General features: G+C 68.4%; 25 protein-coding genes. 7 read left to right on the forward strand and 18 right to left on the reverse strand.

What is annotated here, in order from left to right:
- Nucleotides 1-319 precede the first annotated feature (319 nt).
- The 7 genes from AC04ME_RS17045 to infC all read right to left on the reverse strand — a co-directional run bounded on the left by AC04ME_RS17045 (nucleotide 320) and on the right by infC (nucleotide 5,677).
- On the reverse strand, nucleotides 320-1,300 hold the full coding sequence (locus AC04ME_RS17045; protein ID WP_042536551.1) for a TAXI family TRAP transporter solute-binding subunit: 981 nt from the start codon (nucleotides 1,298-1,300) through the stop codon (nucleotides 320-322).
- Nucleotides 1,297-2,673, reverse strand: a complete 1,377-nt coding sequence (locus AC04ME_RS17050) for a sensor histidine kinase (RefSeq protein WP_475436187.1) — start codon at nucleotides 2,671-2,673, stop codon at nucleotides 1,297-1,299. Before AC04ME_RS17050 ends, AC04ME_RS17045 begins: the two co-directional genes overlap by 4 nt.
- 6 nt (nucleotides 2,674-2,679) lie before the next feature.
- The gene (locus tag AC04ME_RS17055) at nucleotides 2,680-3,348 is read right to left on the reverse strand and encodes a response regulator transcription factor (protein ID WP_475436189.1); all 669 of its coding nucleotides are present in this window, start codon (nucleotides 3,346-3,348) and stop codon (nucleotides 2,680-2,682) included.
- A gap of 76 nt (nucleotides 3,349-3,424) precedes the next feature.
- On the reverse strand, nucleotides 3,425-4,237 hold the full coding sequence (locus AC04ME_RS17060) for a TrmH family RNA methyltransferase (protein ID WP_042536547.1): 813 nt from the start codon (nucleotides 4,235-4,237) through the stop codon (nucleotides 3,425-3,427).
- A 102-nt stretch (nucleotides 4,238-4,339) separates the two neighbouring features.
- Complete coding sequence (gene rplT, locus AC04ME_RS17065) at nucleotides 4,340-4,726, reverse strand: 50S ribosomal protein L20 (protein ID WP_029262486.1); 387 nt, start codon at nucleotides 4,724-4,726, stop codon at nucleotides 4,340-4,342.
- Nucleotides 4,727-4,758: 32 nt separating this feature from the next.
- Nucleotides 4,759-4,953: a 50S ribosomal protein L35 gene (rpmI, locus tag AC04ME_RS17070; protein ID WP_036278714.1), complete on the reverse strand. Its 195-nt coding sequence runs from the start codon at nucleotides 4,951-4,953 to the stop codon at nucleotides 4,759-4,761.
- Between the two features lie 73 nt (nucleotides 4,954-5,026).
- Nucleotides 5,027-5,677, reverse strand: coding sequence for a translation initiation factor IF-3 (gene infC / locus AC04ME_RS17075; RefSeq protein ID WP_079113185.1), 651 nt, complete (start codon nucleotides 5,675-5,677; stop codon nucleotides 5,027-5,029).
- A 232-nt stretch (nucleotides 5,678-5,909) separates the two neighbouring features.
- Between infC and AC04ME_RS17080 the strand changes: the two genes are divergently transcribed.
- On the forward strand, nucleotides 5,910-6,308 hold the full coding sequence (locus AC04ME_RS17080; protein ID WP_042536542.1) for a DUF1844 domain-containing protein: 399 nt from the start codon (nucleotides 5,910-5,912) through the stop codon (nucleotides 6,306-6,308).
- A gap of 149 nt (nucleotides 6,309-6,457) precedes the next feature.
- Here the strand turns inward: AC04ME_RS17080 and AC04ME_RS17085 are convergent, their stop codons facing one another.
- Genes AC04ME_RS17085 through priA form a run of 3 tightly spaced genes read right to left on the reverse strand, consistent with a single transcriptional unit; the run spans nucleotide 6,458 to nucleotide 8,805 of the window.
- Nucleotides 6,458-7,216 (reverse strand): DUF3626 domain-containing protein, encoded by a 759-nt coding sequence (locus AC04ME_RS17085; protein ID WP_042536540.1) that lies wholly within the window; start codon nucleotides 7,214-7,216, stop codon nucleotides 6,458-6,460.
- Nucleotides 7,217-7,250: 34 nt separating this feature from the next.
- Complete coding sequence (locus tag AC04ME_RS17090; protein WP_042536539.1) at nucleotides 7,251-8,075, reverse strand: SseB family protein; 825 nt, start codon at nucleotides 8,073-8,075, stop codon at nucleotides 7,251-7,253.
- On the reverse strand, nucleotides 8,059-8,805 hold the full coding sequence (gene priA / locus AC04ME_RS17095) for a bifunctional 1-(5-phosphoribosyl)-5-((5-phosphoribosylamino)methylideneamino)imidazole-4-carboxamide isomerase/phosphoribosylanthranilate isomerase PriA (protein WP_079114015.1): 747 nt from the start codon (nucleotides 8,803-8,805) through the stop codon (nucleotides 8,059-8,061). Before priA ends, AC04ME_RS17090 begins: the two co-directional genes overlap by 17 nt.
- Nucleotides 8,806-8,959: 154 nt before the next feature.
- Between priA and AC04ME_RS17100 the strand changes: the two genes are divergently transcribed.
- Nucleotides 8,960-10,495, forward strand: a complete 1,536-nt coding sequence (locus AC04ME_RS17100) for a MinD/ParA family ATP-binding protein (protein WP_475436193.1) — start codon at nucleotides 8,960-8,962, stop codon at nucleotides 10,493-10,495.
- A gap of 72 nt (nucleotides 10,496-10,567) precedes the next feature.
- Here AC04ME_RS17100 and hisH read toward each other — a convergent pair whose 3' ends face one another.
- The 4 genes from hisH to AC04ME_RS17120 form a co-directional block, all read right to left on the reverse strand.
- Nucleotides 10,568-11,209 carry an imidazole glycerol phosphate synthase subunit HisH gene (gene hisH, locus AC04ME_RS17105; protein ID WP_042536537.1) on the reverse strand — a complete coding sequence of 214 codons (642 nt, stop codon included), beginning with the start codon at nucleotides 11,207-11,209 and terminating at the stop codon, nucleotides 10,568-10,570.
- Entirely contained in the window at nucleotides 11,206-11,823 is a 618-nt protein-coding gene (hisB, locus tag AC04ME_RS17110) for an imidazoleglycerol-phosphate dehydratase HisB (protein ID WP_042536536.1), read from the reverse strand. The genes hisH and hisB overlap by 4 nt, the downstream gene beginning before the upstream one ends.
- Nucleotides 11,820-12,914, reverse strand: a complete 1,095-nt coding sequence (locus tag AC04ME_RS17115; protein ID WP_194285945.1) for a histidinol-phosphate transaminase — start codon at nucleotides 12,912-12,914, stop codon at nucleotides 11,820-11,822. The genes hisB and AC04ME_RS17115 overlap by 4 nt, the downstream gene beginning before the upstream one ends.
- Before the next feature lie 91 nt (nucleotides 12,915-13,005).
- Nucleotides 13,006-13,368: a LysM peptidoglycan-binding domain-containing protein gene (locus AC04ME_RS17120; protein ID WP_042536534.1), complete on the reverse strand. Its 363-nt coding sequence runs from the start codon at nucleotides 13,366-13,368 to the stop codon at nucleotides 13,006-13,008.
- A 281-nt stretch (nucleotides 13,369-13,649) separates the two neighbouring features.
- On the opposite strand from AC04ME_RS17120, the gene lexA reads away from it, so the two are divergent.
- Both lexA and AC04ME_RS17130 read left to right on the forward strand, forming a co-directional pair.
- Nucleotides 13,650-14,336: a transcriptional repressor LexA gene (gene lexA, locus AC04ME_RS17125; RefSeq protein WP_475436196.1), complete on the forward strand. Its 687-nt coding sequence runs from the start codon at nucleotides 13,650-13,652 to the stop codon at nucleotides 14,334-14,336.
- 109 nt (nucleotides 14,337-14,445) lie between these two features.
- Nucleotides 14,446-16,305 carry a S9 family peptidase gene (locus AC04ME_RS17130; RefSeq protein WP_475436197.1) on the forward strand — a complete coding sequence of 620 codons (1,860 nt, stop codon included), beginning with the start codon at nucleotides 14,446-14,448 and terminating at the stop codon, nucleotides 16,303-16,305.
- Here AC04ME_RS17130 and smpB read toward each other — a convergent pair whose 3' ends face one another.
- The 3 genes from smpB to ftsE form a co-directional block, all read right to left on the reverse strand.
- Nucleotides 16,306-16,782, reverse strand: coding sequence for an SsrA-binding protein SmpB (gene smpB / locus AC04ME_RS17135; protein ID WP_042536531.1), 477 nt, complete (start codon nucleotides 16,780-16,782; stop codon nucleotides 16,306-16,308).
- Nucleotides 16,783-16,866: 84 nt separating this feature from the next.
- Nucleotides 16,867-17,781 carry a permease-like cell division protein FtsX gene (gene ftsX / locus AC04ME_RS17140; protein ID WP_042536530.1) on the reverse strand — a complete coding sequence of 305 codons (915 nt, stop codon included), beginning with the start codon at nucleotides 17,779-17,781 and terminating at the stop codon, nucleotides 16,867-16,869.
- The gene (gene ftsE, locus AC04ME_RS17145) at nucleotides 17,778-18,839 is read right to left on the reverse strand and encodes a cell division ATP-binding protein FtsE (protein ID WP_042536529.1); all 1,062 of its coding nucleotides are present in this window, start codon (nucleotides 18,837-18,839) and stop codon (nucleotides 17,778-17,780) included. Before ftsE ends, ftsX begins: the two co-directional genes overlap by 4 nt.
- Before the next feature lie 139 nt (nucleotides 18,840-18,978).
- On the opposite strand from ftsE, the gene AC04ME_RS17150 reads away from it, so the two are divergent.
- Complete coding sequence (locus AC04ME_RS17150) at nucleotides 18,979-20,379, forward strand: DUF2510 domain-containing protein (protein ID WP_475436200.1); 1,401 nt, start codon at nucleotides 18,979-18,981, stop codon at nucleotides 20,377-20,379.
- 293 nt (nucleotides 20,380-20,672) lie between these two features.
- On the opposite strand, the gene prfB is transcribed toward AC04ME_RS17150, so the two are convergent.
- Nucleotides 20,673-21,782 (reverse strand): peptide chain release factor 2, encoded by a 1,110-nt coding sequence (gene prfB / locus AC04ME_RS17155; protein ID WP_042536528.1) that lies wholly within the window; start codon nucleotides 21,780-21,782, stop codon nucleotides 20,673-20,675.
- Nucleotides 21,783-21,890: 108 nt separating this feature from the next.
- Here prfB and AC04ME_RS17160 point away from each other — a divergent pair, with 108 nt between their 5' ends.
- Both AC04ME_RS17160 and AC04ME_RS17165 read left to right on the forward strand, forming a co-directional pair.
- Nucleotides 21,891-23,120, forward strand: a complete 1,230-nt coding sequence (locus AC04ME_RS17160) for an MFS transporter (RefSeq protein ID WP_475436350.1) — start codon at nucleotides 21,891-21,893, stop codon at nucleotides 23,118-23,120.
- Nucleotides 23,120-23,674 carry an NUDIX hydrolase gene (locus AC04ME_RS17165; protein WP_455905200.1) on the forward strand — a complete coding sequence of 185 codons (555 nt, stop codon included), beginning with the start codon at nucleotides 23,120-23,122 and terminating at the stop codon, nucleotides 23,672-23,674. Before AC04ME_RS17160 ends, AC04ME_RS17165 begins: the two co-directional genes overlap by 1 nt.
- The last annotated feature ends 52 nt before the right edge of the window (nucleotides 23,675-23,726 follow it).

Here is a 23,726-nt window from a genome sequence, read left to right on the forward strand (position 1 = left end):
CACATTGATCCGTCGACATTTACACGTTCGTAACCACGCGAAGAGGCGAATCCCGTCCGGATGCCGGAGTGCCCCACGGTCCGCCCCCGCGAACCGTGGGGGCGTCCCTGCTGCGCGGTTCCTCCCCCGAGTAGAACGTTGCAGCAAGCCTCCGACCGGATCCGCTCGCACGACGATCCCCGGAAACGACCGAGAGCGCGCCCGAGTGAAGGGCGTGGGCTCTGTGGCATCTGAATTCTCCGTCGAATCGAGCGCGATCGACCACCACATTGGCAGAGCAGCATGCCGGCATGAGACTTCTTGAGGATTTCTTGAGGCCTCAGTCCCGCTGGTCTCGGTAGTACTCGATCGCACCGGGGTGGAGGTCGACCGGCCCTGTGAAGATCGCCTGTCTCCGGTCGAGCAGAGAGGCGACCGGCACCCGCTGCGCGATATCCGTGCGGCCGTCGAAGAGGCTCGTCAGAACGTCTCGCACGATGCCGTCGGGGGTGTCGGACGAGGTGACCAGATAGTTCGGGACCGCCATCGTCGGCACCGACTCGTCGAGCCCGTAGAGGCCCACGGGGAAGTCCGACGGACGGTATGCGTCGGAGTAGCGCGTGTTGATCGCGGTGACCCAGGTCTGCTGCACCGGCACCAGCCGCACGGGGGTGGTCTTCGCCAGTTCGGCGATGCCGGGGGTCGGGATGCCACCCACCCAGAAGAATCCGTCGATGCCCGACCCCTCGAGTGCGCTGATCGACGCGCTGAGGTCGAGCTGCGGATCCGCGATCGACGCGATGTCGACCTCTGCGGCATCCAGGGCTCGTGCGGCGATGACGTTGACGCCCGAGTTCTCCGCGCCGAGCGACACGGTCTTTCCCGCCAGGTCTCCGAGGTCGACGATGTCCGAGTCGGCGCGCACGACCACGTGGAGGTACTCGTCGTACAGGCGGGCGACTGCCCGCACCGGCAGCGCCTCGTCGAATGCCCCGGCACCCGCGACCGCGTCCGCCGCGGCATCCCCTTGTGCGAAGCCGAGGAGAGCCTCCCCCGAACTCACCCGAAGAAGGTTGTCGACCGACCCGGCGGTCTCTGCCACCTCCACGCGGACGCCCAGCGAGCCGGACAGCGCGCGAGCGACCTCCGCACCGTAGGCGTAGTACACCCCGTTCGATCCCCCTCCGGCGATCGCGTACTGAGAGTCACCCCATTCGTCCGACCGGGTGCTGCAGGCACTGCTCGCGCCTGCGATCACCAGCACGGCCACCGCAGCCGCGATCCTGCGCCAGCGGGCGTGGCGGTTGCCGCGCCGGCTCATTCCGCAGCTCCGTCCGGCAGCAGCAGCGAGACCAGCAGTCCGCCGTCCTCCGGCGTGTCGACCCTCAGCTCGCCACCGATCGTCGCCAGGAGGTCGGTGGCGATCGCGAGGCCGAGCCCTGAACCGGGCACCCCGCCGCTGTCGTCGCTCCGCCAGAACCGGTCGGCGGCGTTCTCGGCCTGCTCGCGAGTCAGACCAGGGCCGTGATCGCGGACGGTGAGCACGCAGATTCCCTCGCTGCGGTGCGATCCGATCTCGACGACGGTGTCGGATGGAGAGAACTTCACCGCGTTGTCGATGATCGCGTCGAGCGCGCTCTCGACGATCGTGCGATCGGTGACGCTCATCACCGGGGCGTCCCCCGACGAGAGTGTGCGGATCCCCCGGTGAGAGGCCACCTCGCTCCAGGCCTCGGCGCGCCTGGCCGCGAGGGTCGTCAGATCGACAGCCGAGATCGTGGTGTCAGAGCGTCCGCCCCGCGCGAGCCCGAGGAGCGTCTCGAGGATGCGAGCCATGCGGCGTCCCTCCTCCCTCGTCTCCTCGACGTCGTCCTTCCAGTCGTCATCGAGGCCGGTCGAGAGGTGCTCGACGCGCAGAAGCAGCGCATTGAGGGGGTTGCGGAGCTCGTGCGAGGCGTTCAGCGCGAACTCCTGCTGGCGCGTCATGACGCGCTCGATCTCATCCGCCATGCCGTTGAAGACGCGGGTCATCCGGCGCAGCTCGGGTGGTCCGGTGTCCTCCGCGACCCTGGCGTCCATCTCCCCCCGCTCGATCGCGATCATCGCCTCGTCGAGACGACGCACCGGAGAGAGCACCCACCTGGCGAGCCGGAACACGAGCAAGACGCCCAGTCCGATCGACACCACCGACACCGCCGACAGCACGAGGATCTGCCGCAGGATCTCCGTCCTCGGCGCCTCGACGTCGGCGGAGAGCATGACGGCGCCGATGACGTCGCCGTCATCGAACACCGGCTCGACGAGCGAGGACTCGGCCGCGATCCAGGGGAACACCGGCTCAGGAGCGTCGGCCCGCCGCCCCGAGAGCGCGAGGCCGACGCGTGCGGCATCGTCGTCGGGCAGCACCTCGGCCGCGTCCACTCCCGAAGCCCACACGCCGCCGGCGAGATCGAACACGACGACGTCGATCCCGTACACCTCGTGGAATCGCTCGACCTCGGCGTCGATCACGGTCGCGCTCCCCGACCGCAGCGCCTGTCGTGCACTCGTCACGAAGTACCCCAGGTCGCCGAGCTGCTCGGTGTAGAACGCCTGCTGGATGCTGCGGGTCGCGCTCCAGGCCGTCGCGCCGCCGAGCGACAGGAGGATCGCGACGAGCGGCACGAGGAACACGACGACCAGACGTCTGCGCATCGACGGCTACCCGGCCAGCCGGTAGCCGACACCGCGCACGGTCTCGATCAGACGACGCTGGCCCGTCTTCTTGCGGATGGCGCCGACATGCACCTCGAGAGAGTGGCCGAACCCGCGCCAATCGGTGTTCCAGACGTCGCGGATGAGTCTCTCCTTCGGCACGGCCACACCGGGGTACCGGGCGAGCACCGACACGATGTCGAACTCTTTGCGAGTGAGCTCGATCGGTGCCCGGTCGATGAGCACCTGACGAGCGACGAGGTCGATCTCCACCTCGCCATCCTGCAGGAGCACACGCGCTTCGGACTCCGGCCGCACCGGTCGCGAACGTCGGGTGACGGCCTCGATGCGAGCCAGGAGCTCGTGCACGTCGTAGGGCTTGACGACGAAGTCGTCGGCTCCGGCCCGCAACCCTCTGATGCGCTCGGTGACCTGGTTGCGCGCTGTCACGATGACGATCGGAACCTCGGAGCGACCGCGGATCCGGCGGCAGAGATCGATGCCGTCGACGTCGGGCAGACCGAGATCGAGGAGCACGACCTCGGTGTCGGCACCCAGCAGCTGCAGGGCGGACGCACCGTCTGCCGCTCGTACGGACGCATAACCCGAGCGGGCGAGGAATGCCTCGAGTGCGGCGGCGACGCGCTCGTCGTCCTCCACGATCAGAATCTGCATCGACCCTGGGTCCCCTTCTCCGCTCGAGCAGGGACAAACCTACCAGCAGAGCGAGAGAGCGCCTCGCCGCCCGCGATCAGGAGGAGGATGCCGCCCGCTGCGCGAAAGCGCTCTCATAGAGGCAGACGCTCGCGGCCGTGGCCAGATTCAACGACTCTGCCCGACCGAAGATCGGCAGCTTCAGCACCTGATCGGCCTGGTCGAGCGCGTCGTCCTCGAGACCCCGCGCCTCGTTGCCGAACAGCCAGGCCGTCGGCTCGGCGAGGACTCCGTCCGCGCGTGCCCGAAGCAGATCGTCGCCCTTCACATCCGCCGCGAGGATCTGAAGACCGGCGGCGTGCGCCTTCTCGACCACATCGGCGAGCTCGGCTCCCACCGCCACGGGCAGGTGGAACAGTGACCCCGTCGTGGCACGGACGACCTTCGGGTTGTACGGGTCGACCGTGCGACCGGTGAGCACGACGGCATCCGCCCCCGCCGCGTCGGCGGCCCTGATGATCGTGCCGAGGTTTCCCGGGTCCCTGATCTCCTCGCAGATCGCGACGAGACGCGGGGAGTCCGCGAAGATGTCGCGGACGGAGGTCGGTGCCTGCCGGACGACCGCGACCAGTCCTTGCGGCGTGACCGTGTCCGCCATCGCGTTCAGCACGTACTCGGTGACGTGCTCGACGTCGATGCCGGCATCCGATGCCTTCGCGCGGATGTCCGGATGCTTCTCCCAGCCGGTCGGTGTCGCGAACAACTCGACGATCGCCTCGGGGCTGTAGGTCAGCGCCTCTCGAACCGCCTGAGGTCCTTCGAGGAGGTACAGACCTGTCTCTGCTCGCGCGCTGCGCTTGGTCAGCTTGGCGACGGCACGGACTCGGGGCGAACGGGGGTTCTCCAGCACGTTCACAGTCTAGAGAACGGCAGAGCTGTTCCTGCGCAAACGCCGGGGGAACGACAGAGGACGCCCTCCCGAAGGAGAGCGTCCTCTGTGGTGAAGAGCTGCTTACGCAGCGGACTTCGGAGCGTTGACGTCAGAGGGCAGAGCCTTCTTCGCCGTCTCGACCAGCGTCGTGAAGGTCGCTGCGTCGTTGACCGCGAGGTCGGCGAGCATACGACGGTCGACAGTGACACCCGCAAGACCGAGGCCCTGGATGAAGCGGTTGTACGTGATGCCGTTCTGGCGTGCAGCAGCGTTGATGCGCTGGATCCAGAGACGACGGAAGTCGCCCTTGCGCTTGCGACGGTCACGGTACGAGTAGACCAGCGAGTGGATGACCTGCTCTTTGGCCTTGCGGTACAGGCGCGAACGCTGACCGCGGTAACCCTTTGCGCGCTCGAGGATGACCCGACGCTTCTTGTGGGCGTTTACCGCCCGCTTGACTCTTGCCATTTTCCTGTGTTCCTATTCGTGCGTCGGGCGCGTCAGCGGCCGAGAAGCTTCTTGGCCGTCTTGGTGTCAGCCTTCGAGAGCACCTGGTCCTGGTTCAGACGACGGGTGCGCCGGCTCGACTTGTGCTCGAGGTTGTGGCGCATACCGGCCTGCTGCTTCTTCAGCTTGCCGCTGCCGGTGATCTTGAAGCGCTTCTTAGCACCCGAGTGGGTCTTCTGCTTCGGCATCTTCTCTTCCTTCGTATGGCGCCTTCTCAGGCGACGGTGTCAACCCGCGGTGCGGGAGTCTGGGGGGCGGGAGTTACTCCGCTGCGGCCTCGGCCGGGGCATCGGTGTCGCTCTTGGCTTCGCGGGCGGCCTGCTTGTTCGCTGCGCGCTGGGCGTCGCGAACCGCGTTCTGCTCCTGCTTGGCCTCGGACTTGCTCTTGAGCGGAGCCACGATCATCACCATGTTGCGACCGTCGATGGTCGGGTTCGACTCGACGGTTCCGAGCTCGGCGACGTCCTCGGCGAACTTGCGGAGAAGACGGACACCCTGCTCGGGACGCGACTGCTCGCGGCCGCGGAACAGGATCATGGCCTTGACCTTGTCGCCGGCCTTCAGGAAGCCCTCGGCGCGCTTGAGCTTGGTCGTGTAGTCGTGCGCCTCGATCTTCAGTCGGAAGCGGACCTCCTTGAGAATGGTGTTCGCCTGGTTGCGGCGAGCTTCCTTCTCCTTCTGGGCGGCTTCGTACTTGAACTTGCCGTAGTCCATGATCTTGACCACGGGCGGCTTCGAGTTCGGTGCGACCTCGACGAGGTCGAGGTCGGCTTCCTGCGCAAGGCGCAGCGCCGCCTCGATGCGGACGACGCCGATCTGCTCACCCGCGGGGCCGACGAGGCGGACCTCGGGGACGCGGATGCGCTCATTGGTGCGGGGATCGCTGATGCGTAACTCCTTAGACGATGGGATTCAGCCACCAGGACGCAGTCAGCATCCCGGGCGAAATCAGAATCGTCCCCCACCCACCGGCAGTCAGACGCCGGCTATGCACCCTGCCTGCCGGATCAGTCTCACGACGCGATCCGGTGGAGTGCAAGACCCGGTAGCCTGGAACGGCAAGCGCGGGTGGGAAGTGAATCCTCTTTCGTACCGGAGCATGACGCTCCGGAGCCCGACACAGTCTAACAGAAGGCAAGGCGAAGTGACGAACCAGGCATCGGACGAGGCTGCACGCGAGCGCGAAGAGCGCTGGGCACGGCAGGAGGAGGCGGCATCTTCCGCCACCCGGGACATCGCAGACGTTCCGGCGGTGGAGGTCATCACCACCGCAGCCGTGCATCTCATGAGCGCGGCAGCCGTCAAGCTCGGCCTCGCCGACGACCCGCACGCGGCAGAGCAGCTCGATCTCGACGAAGCTCGCAAGCTCATCAACTCTCTGGCCGGTCTCATCACCGCCGGCGCGCCGGAGATCAGCGACATGCACGCACGCTCCCTGCGTGACGGGCTGCGCTCACTGCAGCTCGCGTTCCGCGAGGCATCGACGATCCCCGACCCGATCGGCAAGGGTCCGGGCGAGAAGTGGACCGGGCCGGTCAACTAGTCACCGCGTGTGGCGGGCTCCTGGATCCCGTGGGACGCAGATGACCTGAGCGTCAGAATGCTGCGGTCCGGGTTCCAGGAGCATCGCGGGCTCCGTCGCAGGGTTCCCAGATGGTCCGGTCGGCGGCGCGCACCACGACGACACACGAATCAGTGGGGCGCATGCGATGGACTGCGTCCGAAACGTGCCAGCAGATGCCAGACCCGCTTCAGCGCCTGCGGCTCATGGATGCCGGAGCGCGCTGCCGCTCCGACCACGTCGGGCGTCAGTTCGTCCGACAGACTCCTCGCCAGGTCGACGTACTCGGCTCCGCGATACCTCGGATCGAGGGCGGCCGTGTCAGCCCTGAAACCGGGATGGAAGTCGACCGCTGCGAGCCGAGCGGCGGCGGCATGTGCGTCGGAGTCGCGAAAGCAGGGGTCGAGGACGATCTCCTCGACATCCACCGCGAAGTCGACTCCCCCGTGAACGTGCGCCTCGACGTAGCGGTCCAGCGGGTCGAGGTCACCCGATCGCATCTGCTCGACCAGAGCGTCGACGCCATGGAGGTCGACGACGCCGTCGGGCTCGAAGACCGAGTCCGGGTAGCAGAACGTGGCACGCGCAGCCGCCTCGGGGCGGAGCCGGACGAACGACGACCCGAATCGTGGGGATGCTCCGTGCGCGTCGCCGAGGTCGAGCGCGCCGTACACGGGTCTCGCGTGGGGCGCGCCGGCGTCGTATCTCCCGTCGAACAGACGGCTCTCCCAACGCCACCGATCGCCTTGCCGATGCGCAGTGAGCCCGCCGTTCGACGTCCCCGTCTCGAACTGTGAACGATACCGGCCGTCCCTCGCCATCGCATCCATGACCGTGCCGTCTCGAAAGGGCCAATCCGGATGGAAGTGCAGGAGGACGGCGACGGGCATGCAGCAACCCTAGCGATGGGGTGCGCTGCTCCGGTCAGGCCGAACGACGGAGCTTGACGGTCAGCGAGTCGGCGAGCACGGCGATGCGGTCGTCCGCCGCCCAGCGTTGTGCGAGGCGGGCGAGCACGGCGTCGAGCACTTCGCGTTCGAGGCCGTCGACCAGCTCGAGGATGACGATGAGCTCTGGCCCGCGCAGGCGCGCATCCGGGTCGCCGGCGGCGACTGCGACATCGATCACCGCGAGTTCGTGCGCGACGCTCGCCTGGAGGGCGCCGAACACCTCGGGAGACAGGAAGCTCGGCTCCCAGCCGTGCCCCTGCGCGATCGCCCACACTGCCGGGCGACGGATGACGAACTCGGTGTCGGAGGTCGGATCGAGCACGATGAGGTCGGTGTCGTCCGCGGACGCCGCGAGTGCGGCGCGCGTTGCGTCGACCGGAATCGGTCGCGCCGTGGCGTCCCAGCGCTGCATCGCCTCGACCGAGGAGAACACCGGCTGCACCCGGCGACCGTCCGGCGCAGCCACCGTCACGATGGAGAGCTCCTGCGTCTTGTCGACCGCGAGACCGCTGGGGGCGACGCCCTCTTCGCCCTTCTCGGCGACCAGAGGTATCAGCACCCGTGCCGTGCGGAACGCGTCGACGACCTCGCTCTGAGCGCCCTCACCTGCACGGAATCGCAGGAGGGCGTCGAGAAGCGCCGGGTCCGCGGAGCCGTCATCCCCCGCATGCGGATTCGACTCGAAGCTGCGCCCCTCCCAGGGCACACCTGCGGAGTCTCCCTGCTTCGGCGAGGCATGATCCTGTGAGCCGTGGCCCTGTGAGCCGGGGCTGCAGGCGTCGTCAGTCCCCTGCGACATCCAGAGCCTCAGCCAACGTGAAGGCGCCGGCGTAGAGCGCCTTGCCGACGATCGCACCTTCGACACCCAGCGGCACCAGCTCGCGAAGCGCGGCGATGTCGTCGAGGCTCGAGATGCCCCCGGAGGCCACGACAGGCTTCGGCGTGCGGGCGGTGACCTCGCGGAGCAGCTCGAGGTTCGGGCCCTTGAGCGTTCCGTCCTTCGTGACGTCGGTCACGACGTAGCGGCTGCAACCGGCATCCTCGAGGCGCTCGAGCACCTCCCAGAGGTCGCCGCCTTCCTTCGTCCAGCCGCGTGCGGCCAGCGTCGTGCCGCGGACGTCGAGTCCCACGGCGATCGCCTCGCCGAAGCGGCCGATCACGTCGGCAGCCCACTCCGGGTTCTCGAGCGCGGCCGTGCCGAGGTTGATCCGTGTCGCGCCGCTCTCGAGAGCCGCTTCGAGCGTCGCATCGTCACGGATGCCGCCGGACAGCTCGACGTTGACGTTCTTGAACTGCTTGATGACCTTGCGGAGGATCGGGGCGTTGCTGCCGCGACCGAAGGCGGCATCGAGGTCGACGAGGTGGATCCACTGCGCGCCCTGCGCGACCCACTCCCCCGCGGCGTCGAGCGGGTCGCCGTAACTGGTCTCGGTGCCGGCTTCACCTTGGGTGAGACGGACTGCCTTGCCGCCGGCGACATCGACGGCGGGGAGCAGAGTGAGAGAGGGAGACTGCGCGAAGTCGTTCATGACGTCCTCAGGTGAGATGGAGAGCCGATTCACCGGCACGAGAATCGACACTAGCCCGCGCATCCGCCCGCTCCAAAACGATGACGGCTGAGAACATCGTGTGCCACGCGGTAGCCTCGATGACGCCCCTGTTCGGTCGGTGAGGAGATGTTGCATGGTGCGCGATGCGGAACCGCGAGGAGGCGGACCCCTGCGGCGCGGGAATGCGCTGCCTCCCGAGACTCCGGATGACGGCGCGCAGCGGCCGGTCGCACCGGAAGGGAATCCCGACCATGCACGCCAGCGACCGCTGAACGGCGACGCGCCGTCGAGCCCGCCCCTGCCCGGGACGCGCGCAGCCGCGGCGGCGGCGTGGGCGGCAGCATCTGCCGAGACTCCGCCGGCCGGCACTCCCCGAGCGGTCAGCCCCTCCGACCCGATCTCCCGACCGCCTGCAGCCCCCTCGGTTCCCGGACCGCCTCCCGCTGCGTGGGCGGGGCCGCAGAGCCCTGCCGCTCCCGGTACTGACGCCCGTTCCGCGGCGAGCCCTGCGGCGCCGATCCCTGCCCCTGCCCCTGCCCCTGCCCCTGCCCCTGCCCCTGCCCCTGCCCCGAACATCCCGCCGACGTCGACGCCGACCCCGGCGAATGGCGTGCCGCAGCACCAGACCCCCGGCGTCCCGCCCACCCCGCCGCTGCCGGCGCCGACCACCGCGCCCCCGCCGGCACCGAACGCCGCTGCGGCCGAGTCGGCGTCTTCGGCATCATCGCGCCGTCAGCAGCGTGAGCAGGGTGTAGGACGACGCTCGTTCCTGCAGGAGGAGCGCCGCGAGGAGCCCGCGCGACAGGGCGGGCGCGGGCTGCTCAATCGCGTCGGATTCTCCCTCGGACCCAACGCCCGCGAGCGAGCCGTGCGCGACGACGAGCACGCTGTAAGCCGTCACTGGCCGGGACCCCGCACCGTCGCGGTCGTCAACGGAAAGGGCGGGGCGGGAAAGACACCGGCCACCGTGCTGCTGTCAGCGGTCTTCGCTCAGTACGGCGGAGCCGGCGTACTGGCATGGGACAACAACCAGACCCGCGGCACGCTCGGCTGGCGCACCGAGACCGGGGCTCACGACCGCACACTGCTTGAACTGCTTCCGCAGACGCAGCGTCTGCTCGGAGCCCAGGGACAGTCTGCGGACCTCGCGCACTTCGTGCACCACCAGCCTCAGGAGAAATACGATGTCCTGCGGTCGAAGCCGATCCGACTCGCGCACGAGAACCGGCTCCGGCCCACCGACGTCGACTCCATCCACGCGATCGCGGCCAAGTTCTATCGCCTGATCATCATCGACTCGGGCAACGACGAATCCGATCCCATGTGGCTGCGGATGATCGACCTCGCCGACCAGATCGTCGTCGCGACGACGACACGCGATGACCATGCCGAAGCCGGGGCCCTGCTGCTTGAGGCGCTCGAGGACCGCGACGAGCGCTCGGCGCGGCTCGCGCGGGAATCGGTGGTCATCGTCAGCCAGGCCGATCCGAAGGCGTCACCGGCCGAGGTGACGGACGTGATCGCGGGTTACCAGCCTCTCGCGCGCGAAGTCGTCGGCATTCCCTTCGACCGCGAGATGGTCGACGGCCACCTGCGCCTTCGGGCACTCGCGGCACCGACGCAGCGATCCTGGCTCTCGGCCGCAGCCGCGGTCGCGCGCGGTTTCTGAGCAGCCCCGCGGGCGGTCACCGACGCGCAGCTGTGCGACGGGCTCTCGATCCGGGGCGCCCGGTATCGCTCGTCACGACCGGAGGCTGTCGACCCAGTTGCGGAGCAGCTGGATTCCTGCCTCTCCCGACTTCTCCGGGTGGAACTGCGTCGCCGAGAGCGGTCCGTTCTCGACGGCGGCGAGGAACGGGTCTCCGTAGGTCGACCAGGTGAGCACGGGCTGTGGGAACGGCGGGATGACATCGAGCTCCCACGACTGCGCGGCGTACGAGTGCACGAAGTAGAAGCGCTCGTTCTCGATGCCTTTGAACAGCACGGAGTCGGCGCCCGGCTCGACGGTGTTCCACCCCATGTGCGGAAGCACGGGCGCGTTGAGTTCGGTGACCGCTCCGGGCCACTCGCCGAGGCCCTCGGCATCATGCCCGCGTTCGACGCCGTGTGCGAAGAGAACCTGCATCCCGACGCAGATGCCGAGGACGGGGCGTCCGCCTGCGAGGCGACGGTCGATGATCTCGTCGCCGCCGTGCGCGTAGAGCGCGTCTCGGACGGCTTGGAACGCGCCGACGCCGGGCACCACGAGACCGTCGGCCTCGAGCGCCTCTTTGCGATCGCGCGTCAGCACGGCGTCCGCACCCGCCGCGACGAGAGCCTTCACCGCCGAGTGGACGTTGCCCGATTCGTAGTCGAAGACGGCGACCCTGGGTGCCGAGCTCACAGCGCACCCTTCGTCGACGGGATGCCGTCGACCAGGGGGTCGAGCGCTTTGGCCTGGCGGAATGCTCGAGCGAACGCCTTGAACTCGGCCTCAGCGATGTGGTGGGGGTCACGGCCACCGAGGACGCGCACGTGCACCGTCAGCCCGGCGTTGAACGTGATCGCCTCGAAGGAGTGGCGCACCAGCGACCCGGTGAAGTGGCCCCCGATGAGGTGGTGCTCGAAACCGGCGGGCTCTCCCGTGTGAACCAGGTAGGGGCGCCCCGAGATGTCGACGACGGCCTGGGCGAGCGCCTCGTCGAGCGGGACCAGCGCGTCGCCGTAACGGGAGATCCCGGACTTGTCGCCGAGCGCCTCGCGGATCGCCTGACCGAGCACGATGGAGATGTCTTCGACGGTGTGGTGGGCGTCGATCTGCGTGTCTCCGGATGCGCGCACGGTGAGGTCGGTGAGAGAGTGCTTCGCGAACGCCGTCAGCATGTGGTCGAAGAACGGCACCGACGTGTCGATGCGGCTCGCACCGGTGCCGTCGAGGTTCAGCTCGAGCTCGACGGTGGACTCCGACGTGCTGCGCACACGCGTGGCGGTGCGGGAGATCTGGGCGGGGGTGCTCATGAAGCCGATCCTATCGAGGCGAGGGCATCGAGGAACGCGGTGGTCTCCGCCTCGGTGCCTGCGGTGACGCGGAGGTGTCCGGGGATCCCGACGTCGCGTATCAGCACTCCCCGGTCGTACAGCTGCTGCCAGATCTTCTGAGGCTCTGCCACGCCCCCGAAGAGGACGAAGTTCGACCACGACTCGTGCGGCGTGTAGCCGAGGGCCTCGAGCGTCGCCGAGATGCGATCCCGCTGCTCGACGATCTCCTCGACCATGCCCAGCATCACGTCGGAGTTGCGCAGTGCGGCCACCGCCGCCGCCTGAGTGAGAGCGCTGAGGTGGTACGGCAGACGCACGAGCCTCAGGGCGTCGATGAAGGCGGGATCGGCGGCGAGGTAGCCCACGCGAGCACCCGCGAACGCGAAGGCCTTGCTCATGGTGCGAGACACGGCGAGCCGAGGGCGTCCGTCGAGCAGTGTCAGGGCGGAGGCCGCCTCGCGCGGCGCGAACTCCTGGTAGGCCTCGTCGACGACCACGATCCCCGTCGATGCCTCGTAGACCGCTTCGACCACGTCAAGACCGAGCGGTGTGCCCGTCGGGTTGTTCGGGGAGCACAGGAGGATGACATCGGGGTCGACATCCCTGACCTGGGCCGCCGCCTCTTCGGGCGTGATCGTATAGTCGGGCTGCCTGGCGCCGGCGACCCACCGCGCCCCGGTCCCCTTCGAGATCAGCGGGTACATCGAGTAGGTCGGGCTGAAGCTGAACGCCGTACGACCCGGCCCCCCGAATGCCTGCAGGATGTGCTGAAGGACCTCATTCGACCCGTTGCCCGCCCAGATCTGATCCGCCTCGAGACCGTGGCCGAGGTACTCGGCGAACCCCTCGCGCAGCGTGGTGAACTCGCGATCCGGGTAGCGGTTGACGTCTCGGAGCGCGACCGCGATGTCATCGAGGATGTCGCTGGCCACGGCGTCCGGAACCGGATGCGTGTTCTCGTTGACGTTCAGTGCGATCGGGAGAGGCGCTTGAGGCGCTCCGTACGGCGTGAGCCCCCGGAGGTCGTCGCGAAGTGGCAGGTCGTCGAGTGATGCAGTCACCCTTCCCATGGTAGGCCGCGTTCGCCCCATGAATGCCCGTCGAGACCGAGTGTGAACGGGAACTCCCCCGCCTCGCTCCACGAATCGGGCGGAGTCGGGCTCACTCCGAATACTGCGCCGGAATCGCCAGCTCCTGACCGATCTGCAGCTCCCCGCCGCGCAGCAGGTTCAGCCGTGTGATGTCGCCGATCACGTCGCGCGGATCGGCCTCGGGCGCGATGCCCTCTGCGATCGACCAGAGAGTGTCGCCCGGCATCACGGTCACGGTCGCGAACGTCGCCGTCGCCGTCTGCTCACCCGAGGCCATCGCGCTGCCGCCGCTGATCGCCGCGAAGGCGATTCCGACGGCGAGGGGCACCGCTGCGACGGCGAGCACGACGCGTCGACCACGCGCCGTCAGCCGGAGCCGCGTCGCCGGACGAGCCGGAAGGACTGCTGCACTGCTGAAGGTGATGGTGCTCATGTCGTGCTCCTCTGCATCTACCGCGTGGGCGGTGAAGTTGGCGTAGCGTTCGCATCCACGCCTCGGCCGGGAGCCGGGGATGCGAAGCTACGTACCGAAGTTATCTTCGAATTCGAACATCTGTCAAGCGTTCTTCGAAACAGAAGTGCGAGAATCGGCCGACACGCTCGAACAGATCTTCCACATCGTCGCGTTTCTCGGATACGGTTTCGATAGGAACACCCCATCACGGGCCTCCGACATTCGAACTGAGACGCCGGATCGCACACCTGAGGAGCACCATGAGCGACAACTCCGCCCCCGAGGCCGACGCCCCGCGCACTCGTCGCCGGAAGAGCCTGAGCCCGAAGCAGATGGCGATCCTCGAGGTCATCCAGACGTCGATCAGTCACTACGGCTACCCGCCGAGCATGCGCGAAATCGGCGACGCCGTCGGACTCAAGTCGCTGTCCAGCGTGACTCATCAGCTGGGTCAGCTCGAGCTCAGCGGATATCTGCGCCGCGATCCGGGAAAGACCCGCGCGATGGAGGTGCTCATCGACCTCCCCGGCGCGAGCGGTGAGAACCCTGCCGATGTGGCGACGCCCGTCGGAGACGCCGCACTGGTTCCCCTCGTCGGGCGCATCGCCGCCGGCGTTCCGATCACCGCCGACCAGCAGGTCGAGGAGATCTTCCCGCTCCCCCGTCAGCTCGTCGGCAAGGGCGACCTGTTCATGCTCAAGGTGTCGGGCGAGTCGATGATCGACGCCGCGATCTGCGATGGCGACTGGGTCGTCGTCCGTTCGCAGAACAGCGCAGAGAACGGTGAGATCGTGGCCGCCATGCTCGACGGCGAGGCCACCGTCAAGGTACTCCGGCAACGAGACGGCCACACGTGGCTGCTGCCTCGGAACTCCGCTTTCGAGCCGATCCTCGGCGACGAGGCCGTCGTGCTCGGCAAGATCGTCGCGGTGCTCCGCTCCGTCTGACCCTCTCCGCACACGAGCCTCCGGAATCGTGCATTCTCGGAGACCTCGTCGCCTGGCCCGAAACCCACCCTGTGTGACGCCGTGAGCCGGTGCGCCATAGGCTCGAACCATGTCGTCGCCGTTCGGTACCTGGCCCTCTCCGTTCACTCCCGACCGGATCGCCGCGTCGTCTCCGAGGATCGACGGCGCCGCCTTCGTCGGCGATGACATCTGGTGGGGCGAGTCGGTGCCTGCCGAGGGCGGTCGCCTGACGGTACGAAGTTCCAGCGGCGCCGAGATCCTCCCCGCGCCCTGGAGTGCACGGTCGCGCGTGCACGAGTACGGCGGAGGGGCGTGGACGGCGGATGCCGAGGGGACACTGTTCTTCGTCGAGGCCAAGGATCAGCGTGTGCATCGGATGCCCCGCGGTGGCGCCCCGATGCCCCTGACTCCCGCGGGGCCGGCACATGGCGGCCTGCGCCTGCAGAACGGGCGACTGTTCGCGGTGCGGGAGGACCTCTCGGTCGCCCCGCACCAGCGCGGCATCGTCGAGATCCCGACAGACGGGTCGGCCTCCGACGATCCGACGCTGCTGAAGGTGCTCGTGGAGGGAGAGTCGTTCTACGCGCATCCTGCGCTGTCTCCCGACGGGACTCGCGCCGCGTGGGTCGAATGGTCGGGCGAACGGATGCCGTGGCAGCACGCGTCGCTGGTGCTCTCCGACGGCGCCGGCCGGACGGAGCTGCCCACGCGAGCCGCCCTCCAGCCGGAGTGGACGGACGACGGCGAGATCCTGTACTCGGACGACCCGACCGGTCGCTGGGCGCTGCACCGACAGCGCGTCGACGGCCGCGAAGCGGTCGGTCCCGCAGAGCGGATCGCCGACACGGACGCCGACACGGGGTACGGACTCTGGGTGCTCGGCAATCGCTGGTATCGACCGCTCGCCGACGGTCGCATCGTGGCGGTGCGCACGAACGGACGCGACGAGGTGGACGTCATCGAGCGGGACGGCGGTGCCCACCGCATCCCCGTTCCCGCCGACGGCCATGTCAGCATCGACGATGTCGCAGGCACCCGAGTGCTCCTCTCCGGCAACAGCTCGACGACCGCGCCAGGTGTCTGGTGCGTCGACGTCGACTCCGGCGACATAGAGGTGGTCGCGGGAGCGACGCCGGCCGACCCGACGTGGATGCCCGCAGCATCCGAGATCCTGGTCGATGGCGCTCACGGCCCTGTCCATGCTTTCGTCTACGAGCCCGTGAACCCGTCGGCTTCAGCCGCGGACGACGAGCTCCCGCCCTACCTCGTGCTCGTGCACGGCGGCCCGACCGCCCATGTGACGGGCGCCTCGTCCGCGGCCATCGCGTTCTGGACCAGCCGCGGCATCGGCGTGCTCGACGTCAACTACGGCGGATCGACGGGATACGGGCGCGCCTACCGAGAACGACTCGACGGCGGATGGGGCGTGGTCGACGTCGACGATGTGATCGCCGCGGCGCGCGGCCTCGCCGAGGCCGGGCTCGCCGATCCCGACCGCATCGCGATCCGAGGGGGTTCGGCCGGCGGCTGGACGGTGCTCTCGTCGCTGGTGCGGGGCGGCACGTTCGCCGCGGGCATCAGCCGATACGGCGTGGCCGATCTGCGGATGCTGACCGAGCACTCGCACGACTTCGAGGCGCACTACGTCGAGGGCCTGGTGGGACCGCTGCCCGAGGCCGAGGCGCTCTACGTCGATCGTTCTCCCCTGACGCACGCCGATCSGATCGGCGTGCCCGTGCTGCTCATGCAGGGAGCGGAGGACCGTGTCGTGCCGCCGTCGCAGTCCGAAGCGATCCGCGACGCTCTGGCGCAGCGAGGCGTCGAGCACGAGTACGTGCTCTACCCGGGTGAGGGCCACGGCTTCCGTGCGAGCGAGACCATCATCGACGCACTCGAGAGGGAGCTCGGCTTTCTCGGACGCGTGTTCGGCTTCACGCCCGCGCGCTGATCACTCCCCGACGCGGTTGCGCAGGCGCATGGCGCGGTCGGCCTCGCGGGTGTCCTGACGCTCACGCAGCGTCTGACGCTTGTCGTATTCCTTCTTGCCCTTGGCGAGGGCGATCTCGACCTTGGCCCGACCGTCCGAGAAGTACAGCTTCAGCGGGATCAGCGTGTAGCCGCCGGCAGACACCGCATGCTGCAGCTTCGCGATCTCCTCGCGGTGCAGCAGCAGCTTGCGGACGCGCTTGGCGGAGTGGTTGGTCCAGTGCCCCTGCGAGTACTCCGGAATGTGCACGGAATCGAGGAAGACCTCGTTCCCCTTGACGAACGCATACCCGTCGCTGAGGTTCGCGCGTCCCTGACGCAACGACTTGACCTCGGTGCCGGTGAGCACCATCCCCGCCTCGTACGACTTCTCGATGTTGTAGTCGTGACGTGCGCGACGATTGGTCGCGATGACCTTCTCCCCGCGTTCCCTGGGCATGATTCTCTCCTGATCCGTGTCGCGCAGTGTTCCAGAGCCCGAGTCGGGCGCACGACAGCCTGTCAGTCTATACCGGCGAGCCGCTCACGTGCGAAGCCAGCGCCGGATCGCGAAGCCCGCCGAGAGCGCGGCCAGCACGACACCGATCCCGATCAGCACGGGGACGACGACGACGGCATCCTGCATCGACACCCACGTCGTGATGAACGGCACGCGTCCTCGAAGGTAGCCGTCGACACCGAAATGCACCCCGGCGACGACCGCCGCGCTCGCGAGGGCCGAGCCGAGGAACGCGGCGAACACGCCCTCCAGCACGAACGGCGTCTGGATGAAGCGGTTGGATGCACCCACCAGACGCATGATCCCGATCTCCTTGCGCCTGGCGTAGGCGGAGAGTCTGATGGTCGTGCCGATCAGCAGGATGGCGGCGATCAGCATCAGCGTGGCGATCCCCACCGCGATGTATGTCGCGACCGTCAACGCGGAGAAGAGCGGCTCGAGGTACTGCAACTGGTCCTGCACCTGCTCGACGCCGGCGACGCCGTTGAACGCCTCGGAGATCACCTGAGACTGGCCGGGGTCCTTCATGGTGACGAAGAAGACCTCGAACGCCTGCTCCGGGGTGATGACGCTCGCCTGGTCCTCGCCGAGCTGCTCGACGAGCTTGGCGTAGGTGTCCTCCTTGGAGTCGAAGGTGACCTCGCTGATGAGGGGGGCGAGCGCCTCGCCCTCGAGCTGGGCCCGCACGGCGTTCACCTGCTCCTCCGAGGCACCACCGTCGACACAGGTGTCCTGCTCGGAGATGTCGGAGCACATGTACACGGCGACCTGGGCCCGCTCGGTCCAGTACCCGCGCATGGTGCCGATCTGCGCCTGCATGAGGATCGCAGCGCCGACGAACGTCAGCGACACGAAGGTGACGAGAACGACGGAGATGACCATCGAGATGTTCCGTCGGAGGCCGCCGAGGGCCTCGGTGAGGATGAGTCCGATTCTCATGACGTCGGCCCCACTTCTTCGGAACCGTCATCAGACAGGCCGAGGCGATCGGCCACGCCGAGCTCGGCGACGTCGACCTGCGGCATCACGATGGGATGCGTCCGAGGCGCGACAGGGGCCTGGACGGCCACGGGCTGCTCCTCGACGACGGGCGGCTCGATCGGTGCGGCCTGCGCCTCCGGCGTCTCGGATGCGGTCGGTACGGCATCCGCGGATGCTCCCTCGGCCCTGCGCTGAGCGGTGAGCTCCTCAGCGAGCGCAGCGCGGACGAGCGAGAGGTCGGCGGTCTGGCGCTGCACCTCCTGCACCGCGGTGAGGGCGGCTGCCGCTGCCGCACCGCGCACCTCCTCCGGGACGAGGCGCGGGATGTTGGATGTGTCGCCATACCCGCCGTGCACTTCGTCTCGCACCATCTCGCCGTCGCGGAGCTCGATCACTCTGCGCTGCATCTGGTCGACGAAGCCCGCCTCGTGCGTCGCCATGAGCACGGTCGTACCGCCCGCGTTGATCCTCGCGAGAAGCTGCATGATGTCGACCGACGTCGCCGGGTCGAGGTTTCCGGTCGGCTCGTCCGCGAGCAGCACCTGGGGGCGGTTGACGAGCGCTCGAGCGATCGCGACGCGCTGCTGTTCTCCACCGGAGAGCTCGTGCGGCATTCTCTTCTGCTTGCCGTCGAGCCCGACCAGCGCGAGCGCCTCGGGGACGGCCTGCTGGATGAAACCGCGCGACGAGCCCGTCACCTGCAGGGTGAAGGCGACGTTCTGATAGACGGTCTTCGACGGAAGCAGTCGGAAGTCCTGAAACACGGATCCGATGTGGCGGCGGAAGTACGGCACCTTGCGGTTCGCCAGCGAACGCAGGTCGCGTCCGAGCACGGCGACGCGGCCGGTGGTCGGCACGTCCTCTCGGAGGATCAGCCGCAGGCAGGACGACTTGCCCGACCCTGAAGCGCCCACGAGGAAGACGAACTCGCCTCGCTGCACTTCGAAGTCGACATCGGACAGAGCGGGCCGTGAGGTCCCGCGGTAGCGTTTCGTGACGTTCTCGAACCGAATCATGGCGGTTCGAGCCTAAGCGCGCCCGTTCATCTGTTCGCGAGCGACACCCCGCGGGAGCCCCCTGCGTGTCACACCGCACTGCTATACATGGAGGTGCCGATCCACGCCATCAGGGTGGACGATACTCCGAGGGGGAACCATGACGACGCCTGCAGGCTGGTATGACGACGGATCCGGGCGCCAGCGCTGGTGGGACGGCACCCAGTGGACCGAGCACTTCGCTCCGATCGTCGACTCCACGGAGCCCGCAGCGGATGCGTCGACCGCCGGTTCGACCGACGACGAGGCGACGAACTCCGGTTCCGCCCAGAGCCCGCATGACGCCTCCTCCGCAGGCTCCCCGGAGTCCGCGGCCGACGCAGAGACCGCCGCGTCGATCGAATCCGTCGCTGCGGTCGAGACCCAGTCGTGGAATGCCCCTGCACCCTCCGACTCCGACTCCGATGCCGGTGCCCAGGCGCCTGCGGACGAGGTCGCAGCTCCCGAGTCCGAGTCCTCCTGGTCCGCCTCCGAGACTCCCGTTGAAGAACCCGGCAGCGCGCAGGCACCCGACTTCACCGCTCCGGGCGCCGCTGCGCCGGCCGACGGCACCGTGCAGCCGTATGGCGGGGGCGCGCCCTCGTACCCCGGTGCCGCTGCTCTCGCGCAGCCCCAGGAGTACCCCGTCACCGCCGGCTACCCGGGGGCCGCAGCGCCGAGCTACCCCGGCGCCGCACCCTATGCGTCCGCAGGACAGCAGTACGGTGCTCCCACGGGCTACCCGCCCGCGTACGGAGCGACCGCCCCGGCAGCTCCGTCGGGGCCTTCGATCCTCGGCCTCGTCGGGCTCGGGCTCGCAGCGCTCGGCACCATCCTGTCGTGCATCCCCGTGATCTTCTGGCTCGGATGGCTCCTGCTGGGCGTCGGATTCATCGTCTCGCTGATCTCGCTGTTCCTCAAGGGCAAGAAGTGGCCGGGCATCTCCGGCCTCATCCTGTCGGTGATCGGCGCGATCATCGCGGTCGTCATGTTCTTCGTCATCGTCTTCGCGACGGTGTCCGAGGCCGTCCGCGACCTGCCGACGGCCCCGCCGTCGAGCGATTCGGACACGGGCACCGGAACGGAACAGGATCCCGGGACCGACGAAGAGGGCACGGGAGCTCCCGAGGTCGTCGAGGGCGAGATGGGCTCCCCCGTGCCGATCAACCAGATGGCCGCCACGAGCGAGGTCACGATCCACTCGGCCACGTGGGCGACGAGCGACGGCTCGAGCATTCCCTCGACCAACGGCGGTTACGTGATCCTCGACGTCACCTTCACCGGCGTCTCGGGCACGAGCTACCTGAGCGCATTCAACTTCGGCATCGAGACCGCTGAAGGCGTCGAAGGGACCTACGACTACTACGTCGACGGGATCGTGGCTGAAGAACTCGAGCCCGGCGACACGGTCGACGGCAAGATCACCTTCGACGTCGCGCAGAGCGAGTCCTACGACGTGATCTTCACCGACGAGGTCCTGCAGGAGGTCACGCGCATCACCGTCACCCCGTCAGCCGGCTAGAACACAGCGCAAGGCGAACCCGTCCGGCGGTCGCCGGCGGTTCGCGTCGCAGGTGGGCCCGTGCACGATGCTTCGGCATCCGGCACGGGCCCACTTCCGTCCCGGCCCACTTCTGCACGGGCCCATCTCGGCTCCGGTCCGCTTCGGCTCCGGCCCGCTTCGGCTCCGGCCATGTCCGCCCGTCGCCACGCGCACTCGTCGGGGTTCGGCCTCCGACATGGACACGAACCGCGAGGGGGGACGAGAAAAGCGGGCCGCCTCGAAGAGGCCGCCCGCTGAGAGTGAGCCCTCGCTCAGTCCTCGTCTTTGCGCTTGCGCCAGCGGATGCCGGCCGAGATGAACCCGTCGAGATCGCCGTCGAACACGGCAGCCGGGTTGCCCGACTCGTGTCCGGTGCGGAGGTCCTTCACGAGCTGTTGGCCGTAGAGGAAGTAGGAGCGCATCTGATCGCCCCAGCTCGCCGTGATGTTGCCGGCGAGTTCCTTCTTCTTCGCGGCCTCCTCCTCCTTCTGCAGGAGCAGGAGTCGGGTCTGCAGCACTCGCATGGCCGCGGCGCGGTTCTGGATCTGCGACTTCTCGTTCTGCATCGACACCACGATGCCGGTCGGCAGGTGGGTCAGGCGCACCGCGGAGTCGGTGGTGTTGACCGACTGTCCGCCAGGGCCCGACGAACGGAAGACGTCGACACGGATGTCGTTCTCGGGGATGTCGACCTCGGTCGCCTCCTCCATGAGAGGGATGACCTCGACCGCGGCGAACGACGTCTGACGCTTGTCGGCAGAGCCGAACGGGCTGATGCGCGCGAGGCGGTGCGTTCCGGCCTCGACGGACACCGTGCCGAACGCATAGGGCGCGTCGATCTCGAACGTCGCCGACTTGATGCCGGCCCCCTCGGCGTACGAGGTGTCGAGCACCTTCACGGGGTACTTGTGACGCTCGGCCCAGCGCAGGTACATGCGCATCAGCATCTCGGCGAAGTCGGTGGCATCGTCGCCGCCGGCACCCGAGCGGATCGTGACGATGGCGGAACGCTCGTCGTACTCGCCGTCCATCAGCGTCTGGACCTCGAGCTGGTTGATGATCTCGGTGAGCGCGGTGAGCTCGGCGCGAGCCTCGACGGCGGATTCCTCATCGCCCATCTCGTTCGCGAGCCCGACCAGCACTTCGAGGTCGTCGAGCCGACGACCGATGCCCTCGACCCTGGCGAGCGCCGACTGCCGGTGGCTCAGCGCGCTGGTCACCTTCTGGGCGCGTTCGGGGTCGTCCCAGAGGTCCGGCACGCCGGCTTCCTCGCTGAGGCGCGCGATGTCGGAGCGGAGGGTCTCGACATCGATGACCTCGCGGATGTCACCGTAGGTGAGTCGCAGGGCCTGGATGTCGGCGGAGAGATCGAGTTCGAGCATGTCGCGTCCAGCCTAACGTGCCGCCTGCGCGGGCGGGGACGGCGTTCGAACGGGAGTAGCGTGAAACGGGTGAGCAGCGCATCCACGGTCCTGAGGCGGTTCGGGCCGATGGTGTACCTCCCGACCGTCCTCTTCTCGCTCGGCGAAGGCGCGGTGATCCCGCTCATCCCGGTGATCGCGGCGCGGATGGGCGCCGACATCGCGTTCGCCGCGCTCGTGGCCTCCGCTCTCGTGGTCGGCCAGCTCTGCGGAAACCTCCCCGCCGGCTGGGCAGTGGGCCGCATCGGCGAACGCTTCACGATGGTGATCGCGGGCGTGATCGCGATCAGTGCCGGCGTGGGTATGGTCTTCGCCCCCACGCTCGCCGTGCTCGCGGCATCCGTCTTCCTCCTGGGCTTCTGCGCGGCCGCCTTCGGTCTGGCACGTCATGCCTTCATGACGACGAGGGTGCCGATCGCCTTCCGCGCGCGGGCCCTCTCGCTGCTCGGCGGCAGCTTCCGCCTCGGGATCTTCATCGGACCGTTCGTCGCTGCGGGTCTGCTGCAGCTGTTCGGTTCGGAGACGGCAGCGATCTGGTTCTTCCTGGGCTGCCTCGTCGTGATGGTGCTGCTCGTGCTGTTCGGCCCGGATCCTGAGAAGACGATCGCGCCGACGACTGCGGTGCGCACCGCTGCGCTTGCGGATGATTCGGGCGAGCCTGTCACAGGTTCGATTCCCACGGCAGCGCGTGCGGGCATCTTCCGCACCATGTGGCAGCAGCGCAGCGTACTCGGCCGACTGGGACTCGCCGCCGCGTCGCTGTCGGCCGTGCGGTCTGCACGGCAGGTCGTGCTGCCGCTGTGGGGGTTGTCGCTCGGCCTCGACGCCTCGACGATCGCGCTGGTGGTGGGAATCTCGGGCGCGATCGACTTCGCGCTGTTCTATGCGAGCGGCCAGGTGATGGACCGTTTCGGACGACTCTGGGCGGCGATGCCGGCGATGGTGCTGATGGGAGCGGGATTCCTCGCGCTCTCCTTCACACATGATCTGGATGCGGCCGTGCTGTGGTTCGGCATGTTCGCCGCCGTGCTCGGGGTCGGCAACGGGCTCTCGAGCGGCATTCTGCTGACGCTGGGCGCCGACGTCGCCCCGAAGAGCGAGCCTGCCGCGTTCCTCGGCTCGTGGCGCACGCTGACGGATGCCGGAGGAGCCGTCGCTCCCCTGCTGGTCTCGGCGATCGTCGCGATCGCGTCCCTGCCGATCGCGGCGGCGGCCATGGGCGTGATCGGTCTGGTCGGCGCGGGCGGGTTCATCCGCTGGATCCCCCGGTTCGTGCCCCGCACGAAAGAGGAGCCTTAATGACCGCTGGCCTCGGCGCCGATGTGCGTCTCCTGGTTCTGGGCGCCGCGGTGTCCTCCGAGCGCGAGCGCGCTGCCCAGGTCGACTTCGCGAGCTTCTTTCCCGACGACCACGGCCCCGTCTCCCGCGACGACGGCCCGCGCCACGCCACGGCATCCGCGCTCGTGTTCGATCCGACACTCACTCGAACCCTGCTCGTGTTCCACGCCAAAGGGCAGTTCTGGGTGCAACCTGGAGGACATCTCGAGGCGGGCGACCTGTCGATTGCGGATGCCGCGCTCCGTGAGCTGCGTGAAGAGACCGGAGTGGTCGTCTCGGGCCTCGCCGAGCCTCTCGTGTACGACCTCGACCACCACGCGCTCTCCTCGGCGTTCGGACGCTGCGCCTCGCACCTCGACATCGGGGTCGCCGTCGTCGTCTCAGATGACACTTCACTGATCGTGAGCGACGAGTCGGAGGACGTGCGCTGGTGGCCGATCGACGCGCTGCCCGTGCAGGTGCCGGATGGATTCCCACGGCGGGTGCGTCGACTGCGGGATCGTCTGATGAACTGACGACCTCGCGAAGGACCGGTGTCGTGAAGGAACGGTGTCGTGAAGGAACGGT

Source organism: Microbacterium sp. LjRoot205, from assembly GCF_056175745.1.

Excerpts from the sequence above, each read along its gene's own strand:
- AC04ME_RS17160 (WP_475436350.1), top strand. The coding sequence starts at position 21,891 with ATGGTGTACCTCCCGACCGTCCTCTTCTCGCTCGGCGAAGGCGCGGTG.
- smpB (WP_042536531.1), bottom strand. The coding sequence starts at position 16,782 with ATGCCCAGGGAACGCGGGGAGAAGGTCATCGCGACCAATCGTCGCGCA.
- priA (WP_079114015.1), bottom strand. The coding sequence starts at position 8,805 with ATGAACGACTTCGCGCAGTCTCCCTCTCTCACTCTGCTCCCCGCCGTC.
- hisB (WP_042536536.1), bottom strand. The coding sequence starts at position 11,823 with ATGAGCACCCCCGCCCAGATCTCCCGCACCGCCACGCGTGTGCGCAGC.
- AC04ME_RS17050 (WP_475436187.1), bottom strand. The coding sequence starts at position 2,673 with ATGCGCAGACGTCTGGTCGTCGTGTTCCTCGTGCCGCTCGTCGCGATC.
- ftsE (WP_042536529.1), bottom strand. The coding sequence starts at position 18,839 with ATGATTCGGTTCGAGAACGTCACGAAACGCTACCGCGGGACCTCACGG.
- AC04ME_RS17045 (WP_042536551.1), bottom strand. The coding sequence starts at position 1,300 with ATGAGCCGGCGCGGCAACCGCCACGCCCGCTGGCGCAGGATCGCGGCT.
- AC04ME_RS17100 (WP_475436193.1), top strand. The coding sequence starts at position 8,960 with ATGGTGCGCGATGCGGAACCGCGAGGAGGCGGACCCCTGCGGCGCGGG.
- AC04ME_RS17120 (WP_042536534.1), bottom strand. The coding sequence starts at position 13,368 with ATGAGCACCATCACCTTCAGCAGTGCAGCAGTCCTTCCGGCTCGTCCG.
- rplT (WP_029262486.1), bottom strand. The coding sequence starts at position 4,726 with ATGGCAAGAGTCAAGCGGGCGGTAAACGCCCACAAGAAGCGTCGGGTC.
- AC04ME_RS17150 (WP_475436200.1), top strand. The coding sequence starts at position 18,979 with ATGACGACGCCTGCAGGCTGGTATGACGACGGATCCGGGCGCCAGCGC.
- prfB (WP_042536528.1), bottom strand. The coding sequence starts at position 21,782 with ATGCTCGAACTCGATCTCTCCGCCGACATCCAGGCCCTGCGACTCACC.
- AC04ME_RS17055 (WP_475436189.1), bottom strand. The coding sequence starts at position 3,348 with ATGCAGATTCTGATCGTGGAGGACGACGAGCGCGTCGCCGCCGCACTC.
- rpmI (WP_036278714.1), bottom strand. The coding sequence starts at position 4,953 with ATGCCGAAGCAGAAGACCCACTCGGGTGCTAAGAAGCGCTTCAAGATC.
- AC04ME_RS17115 (WP_194285945.1), bottom strand. The coding sequence starts at position 12,914 with ATGGGAAGGGTGACTGCATCACTCGACGACCTGCCACTTCGCGACGAC.
- AC04ME_RS17085 (WP_042536540.1), bottom strand. The coding sequence starts at position 7,216 with ATGCCCGTCGCCGTCCTCCTGCACTTCCATCCGGATTGGCCCTTTCGA.
- AC04ME_RS17090 (WP_042536539.1), bottom strand. The coding sequence starts at position 8,075 with ATGTCGCAGGGGACTGACGACGCCTGCAGCCCCGGCTCACAGGGCCAC.
- AC04ME_RS17165 (WP_455905200.1), top strand. The coding sequence starts at position 23,120 with ATGACCGCTGGCCTCGGCGCCGATGTGCGTCTCCTGGTTCTGGGCGCC.
- ftsX (WP_042536530.1), bottom strand. The coding sequence starts at position 17,781 with ATGAGAATCGGACTCATCCTCACCGAGGCCCTCGGCGGCCTCCGACGG.
- lexA (WP_475436196.1), top strand. The coding sequence starts at position 13,650 with ATGAGCGACAACTCCGCCCCCGAGGCCGACGCCCCGCGCACTCGTCGC.